The organism is Candidatus Paceibacterota bacterium, assembly GCA_041661305.1.
Taxonomy (GTDB): domain Bacteria; phylum Patescibacteriota; class Minisyncoccia; order Phycocordibacterales; family VMEP01; genus VMEP01.
The window spans coordinates 1-4581 of record JBAZUR010000008.1 but is presented as its reverse complement, the minus strand read 5'-3'; the positions used below and the strand labels follow the sequence as shown (position 1 = coordinate 4581).

The following is a 4581-nucleotide window of genomic DNA, read 5'->3' as shown; positions in this document are numbered from 1 at the left end:
AACAGGTAAAAATACGAGTACTTTCAAGGACGGATTTTCTTAATCATCTCAAAGTATGTTTCGGACAATTATGGGTACTTTCTGAAACACCATTTGAAATATTGAATGTTCCTTTATCTCAAGAAGAAAAAGTACAGATACTTAAACACGCTTTCAAAGGAAATGAAAAAACACTCAAGTTGTTAAGAAAGATTTTTTATCCCGAAATTGATATAACGGCATCACTGGAAGAAGTTATCGACCTTTATTCCATCATTGACGTTGCGAATATGACACCGGAGGAGGTGTGGATAAAAATGTCCGCTCGTAATGAGGTTATAAGTTATGTAGAGGGTTCGCTTAAAGCTATAAATTTGTTGGCGGAAGCACCAGAAGAAAAAACATCTGAAGAAAAAGAAAAAGTAATGAAAATAAACAGTTCAAAATAGACGGTGGTATTTTTATTAAAAATATGTTATAATTAAAGTAATAAGAGATACATTCGCGCTCTTAAAAATGCGACTTACTATATGGAAGAAGAAAAAAAAGACTTGTCCCCTTCACAGGACACGCAGGAAATTGAGGAAACTCAAACATCCGAAGAAACATTAGAAGAAAAAGTTGCTCGATTGGAAGCCGAACGCGAAGCTGATAAAGCCAAACGCGAAAAAGCCGAAAAGAAAGCGACTGACCAAGAAATTAGGGCAAAAATTGCGGAAGATAAATTAAAAAACAAACCGCAAGCCAAAGAAGGCGAACTTTCACAAACCGATGTCTTTGTTCTCACCAAAGCAGGTGTGGAAATTGAAGATTTAGACACAATAAAAATGTTATCTAAATCTTATGGTATTTCCATTCAAGAAGCTATTAAAAATGATGAGATAAAAGAAGTCTTGAGAATAAGAAAAGAAAAAAGAAGCACTGCTCAAGCTACTTTTACTGGAAAATCAGGAAATTCATCGGGTAAAGTTTCCGACCAAACAATTCTCGATAAATTCAGTAAGGGAGAAATCCCCGCTCCGGGAAGTAGTGAGGCGGAAAGGTTGTGGAAACTTCGCAGAGGAGTGAAATAATCGGCGGGTTAATAAACCCCGTAACGCAGTTCCTTTATAATTTGATATAATTAAATTATAAACACTGATAAATTTACGAACACACAAAGTACCTATGGCGCCCGCGATGCCTACCTAAAATCGCAATACGAAATCGTACTCCGCAATTTTCTTGTCTGTGAAAAAATTTGCGATGTAAACAAAACAGACCTTAAAAGGATTCAAAACCCTTACGGTGGACAGCCAACCGCTACCATTCAAGCTGTTGCCGGCACTTATTCAGTAACCGCGTGGACAGTAACCGATGACGCTCTTACCGTTACCGATGAGGTCATCTATGCGGAACATATTTACGCCCACGAAGAATTTTTTGCAGTATTTGATATCGCCGCCTCGCGTTTGGACAATATGATGTATTCCATTGCGTATGGAATTGATAAATTTGTTCTGAATAATCTTTGCGAAGATGGAACGGGAGAATACACTACCCCAGCGGGAGGATTTACAACCGCAGCGAATTGTTTGACGATTTTCGCCGCTCTCCTTTCAAAAGTAGCAGGTTATCAGAATGCATACAAAGGAACGTATATTGTTCTTGAGAATACCGACCTTGCCGGTCTTATCGTTGCTCAAGGAACAAACGGATGGAATATGGCAGACTTGGCACTGCGAAATGGTCTTGCAAGTAATTGGCTCGGAGTAGATATTTATGTTGTCCGCTCTGGAACATTCGTATCAGACACTCTCGGAACAATTACTCTTACCAATAGTGGACATCGTGTCTTTGGCGTCAAAGGAGTATCAACCTATGCCTCCCCTCGTGGTATTCAGTATGAAGAAAAAGGTGTTACGGCAAAGACGGGAAAAGAAGTTGTTGTTTACGGACTTGTCGGGTTCAAACAATGGACTCAAACGGCAGGACTTACTGTTGATATTACCCTTGCCTAGTATCAACATTTACTCGCTTTTAGCGGGTAAGTTGAGGGAATGCCCCGCCGACGTTCCCTCACCCTACCCGCTAAATAAATTAAATATTATGGTTAAAAAAGAAAAAAAAGAAAAAGACGAAGTAGTCGAACCTATTGAAGTTGAAGTGGAGGCTCCTAAAGTTACTCCAAAACCTCTTGATGGTGATGACATCATCGTTGAAGACCCGCAAGTTTTGCGTCCTGTTGAGTTACCTCTTGTCATTACTCCGAAAGATGGAAAATGGAAAAGCAAAGCACAGGAAAAATTTGCAAGAGTTCTTAATGGATATGCTTATAAGAATCCTAAAAAATTCAAAGCAAAACAAGCAAAGTTAATCGCCGAACTTCGTTCATTGGCTACCGCGCCAGACCCGATTGAAGAAACGAACTTGAGTTATAAAAATAACCTCGCACAATAATGAGTAATTTTAACAAAATTATCGGCGTGGTTGGTGGAATTGTAATTGTGTTTTTTACCATTCTTATGGTAAACAAACAAATTATCGTTAATATACCTCCCATAGAAATACCTCCGTTCAATGCGCCATCTTATGGTAGTTCACAACCGGATATTTCTTCTCCCTATTTCTCTGTTGGTGGAGTGAGGGTATGGAAGGCTAGGGCTGGACTTACCACCTCTACAACGACAGTCTGTGCCATTCAGTCACCAATAGCGACAAGTACACTGCTTTCCGCTTCCGTTGTGTTTAAGAAAAGCAGTACGACAGCCTCAACGATTACAATGGCAAAGTCAGCGACTGCTTATGCAACGACCACTCCTATCAATACATTGGAATTGTCGGCAAACGCGCAAGGTTTCCTCATCGCATCTACTTCTCCCATAATCGCAGGAACAAACCCAAAGACCGTCTTTGAACCTTCTCAATGGATTGTCGTTGGTATGCAGGGTGGAATTGGTACTTTTAGCCCTATTGGACAGTGCCAAGCAACGTGGGAACAGATAGTCGAGTAATTGGCTTACACAGTGCCTTTACGGGCATTGTGATAAACCAATAACTATGAATATCCAAGACATAAATACTTTTACTAGATTTCTATGCAGTGCGACATCAACGGATTACGGTGATGCTATTCTTCTTATAAATACAAACAACGCTTACGAAAAGGTAATTGGAAAACTCATAAACGTAAATGGTGATTTTCAGTTTGATGATTCAAATTATACTGATTTACCTATTGGAATTGGAAACCTTGTATCGGGTCAACAAAGTTATTCATTCGATGCCTCTCTTTTAGACCTTATAGGAATATCAGCAAAAGATTCAAGCGGAAATTTTCAGGCTCTTACTCCGATAGACCAAAGAGATATGGGAAGCACGATAGGAAACTCATCGGGAAGTCTTAATAGAACCGGAAAAGTAGACCCATCGCAATTTGAAAATGTTTCCGGTATGCCGATTTATTATGACAAAAGCGGAAATACGGCTTTTCTTTACCCAACACCTATTACCGGTTCAGTAACAACGACCGGAGGATTAAAAATCTTCTTCCAAAGAACCGCAAGCGTATTTACTTCGGCAGAAGTAACGACAGGTACAAAAGTACCCGGATTTATGTCAACCTATCACGAGATACTTTCCTATATGTCCGCTATTCCTTACTGTATTCAGTATAAGCCCGACAGAGTGGTTTCATATCAAAATGAGATATTACGAATAGAAAAAGAAATGCTTGCAAGATACGCAAGGCGTTCAAAAGACGAGGTGAGAAGAATACAGGTTAAGCAAGAAAGTTGTCGTTAAATATATGATAACCTTAACAAACGAAACTAAAAATACAACAACTTATTCCAACGTGAGTAAAGGAGGTGCTTCGGATACTTTTGGAGAACACCCAGAAACTTTTGGAGAACAAAATGGAACATTTGGAACACCAAACATAGGATTAGTAAACGAAACTAAAAATACAACAACTTATGTCAATGAAACAAAAAATTAAAATAGTAATTCTGTCTTTTTTTGTACTTTTCTCTTTCAACGCTTCGGCTTTTACCCTTGCGACAGATGAGATGTTCAAAACACCTTTTCAAAAGGCAATAGATAGAGTAAAGGAATGCTCTTGGCATATTTCCTGTTATTTTACGCCTAAATATGGTGCTTTTTCAGAGATTACTTCTGGCACGGTCATAAGTAATTTCCCGACAGTCTATAATGCTAATCTCTACAAAACGATGGAAACGGGTACGACCTCCGTTGCTTCCATAACAACACTTTCAGGACTTACTACCGCAAATGCCCTCACTTCGGCTACATCTCTTTCCAGTATCGGAACAATAACAACAGGAGTATGGAGTGGTACAGCCATCGCTGTAGCAAAAGGCGGTACAGGTACGACTTCACCAACTTCAAAGCAAGTAATTCTCGGTAATGGTTCATCTGGTTTCAAAGTAGTAAATGGATTTGGTACTTCGGGACAATTCCTAACAAGTAATGGTGATGCAACAGAGCCAACGTGGCAGACTTCGGCAATAGCAACAGGAGATAATTATACTTGGACTGGAGGACATATGTGGACGGCTTCAAGTACTCACTTGGCAACGACCACTATTCCCGCTTCTTCGG

8 protein-coding genes are annotated in these 4581 nt (G+C 39.6%); all 8 read left to right on the top strand.

The window, feature by feature from the left end:
• A partial coding sequence (locus tag WC724_03820; protein MFA6078112.1) for a hypothetical protein occupies nucleotides 1-428 on the top strand: 428 nt, incomplete at its 5' end.
• 81 nt (nucleotides 429-509) lie between these two features.
• Complete coding sequence (locus WC724_03815) at nucleotides 510-1052, top strand: hypothetical protein (GenBank protein MFA6078111.1); 543 nt, start codon at nucleotides 510-512, stop codon at nucleotides 1050-1052.
• Nucleotides 1053-1439: 387 nt separating this feature from the next.
• On the top strand, nucleotides 1440-1979 hold the full coding sequence (locus WC724_03810) for a hypothetical protein (protein ID MFA6078110.1): 540 nt from the start codon (nucleotides 1440-1442) through the stop codon (nucleotides 1977-1979).
• 88 nt (nucleotides 1980-2067) lie between these two features.
• Nucleotides 2068-2418, top strand: coding sequence for a hypothetical protein (locus WC724_03805; GenBank protein MFA6078109.1), 351 nt, complete (start codon nucleotides 2068-2070; stop codon nucleotides 2416-2418).
• Nucleotides 2418-2972, top strand: a complete 555-nt coding sequence (locus tag WC724_03800) for a hypothetical protein (protein ID MFA6078108.1) — start codon at nucleotides 2418-2420, stop codon at nucleotides 2970-2972. The genes WC724_03805 and WC724_03800 overlap by 1 nt, the downstream gene beginning before the upstream one ends.
• Before the next feature lie 46 nt (nucleotides 2973-3018).
• Nucleotides 3019-3762, top strand: a complete 744-nt coding sequence (locus tag WC724_03795; protein MFA6078107.1) for a hypothetical protein — start codon at nucleotides 3019-3021, stop codon at nucleotides 3760-3762.
• A 4-nt stretch (nucleotides 3763-3766) separates the two neighbouring features.
• Nucleotides 3767-3958, top strand: a complete 192-nt coding sequence (locus WC724_03790; protein ID MFA6078106.1) for a hypothetical protein — start codon at nucleotides 3767-3769, stop codon at nucleotides 3956-3958.
• On the top strand, nucleotides 3942-4581 hold a 640-nt coding region (locus WC724_03785), incomplete at its 3' end, for a hypothetical protein (GenBank protein MFA6078105.1). The genes WC724_03790 and WC724_03785, both read left to right, overlap by 17 nt.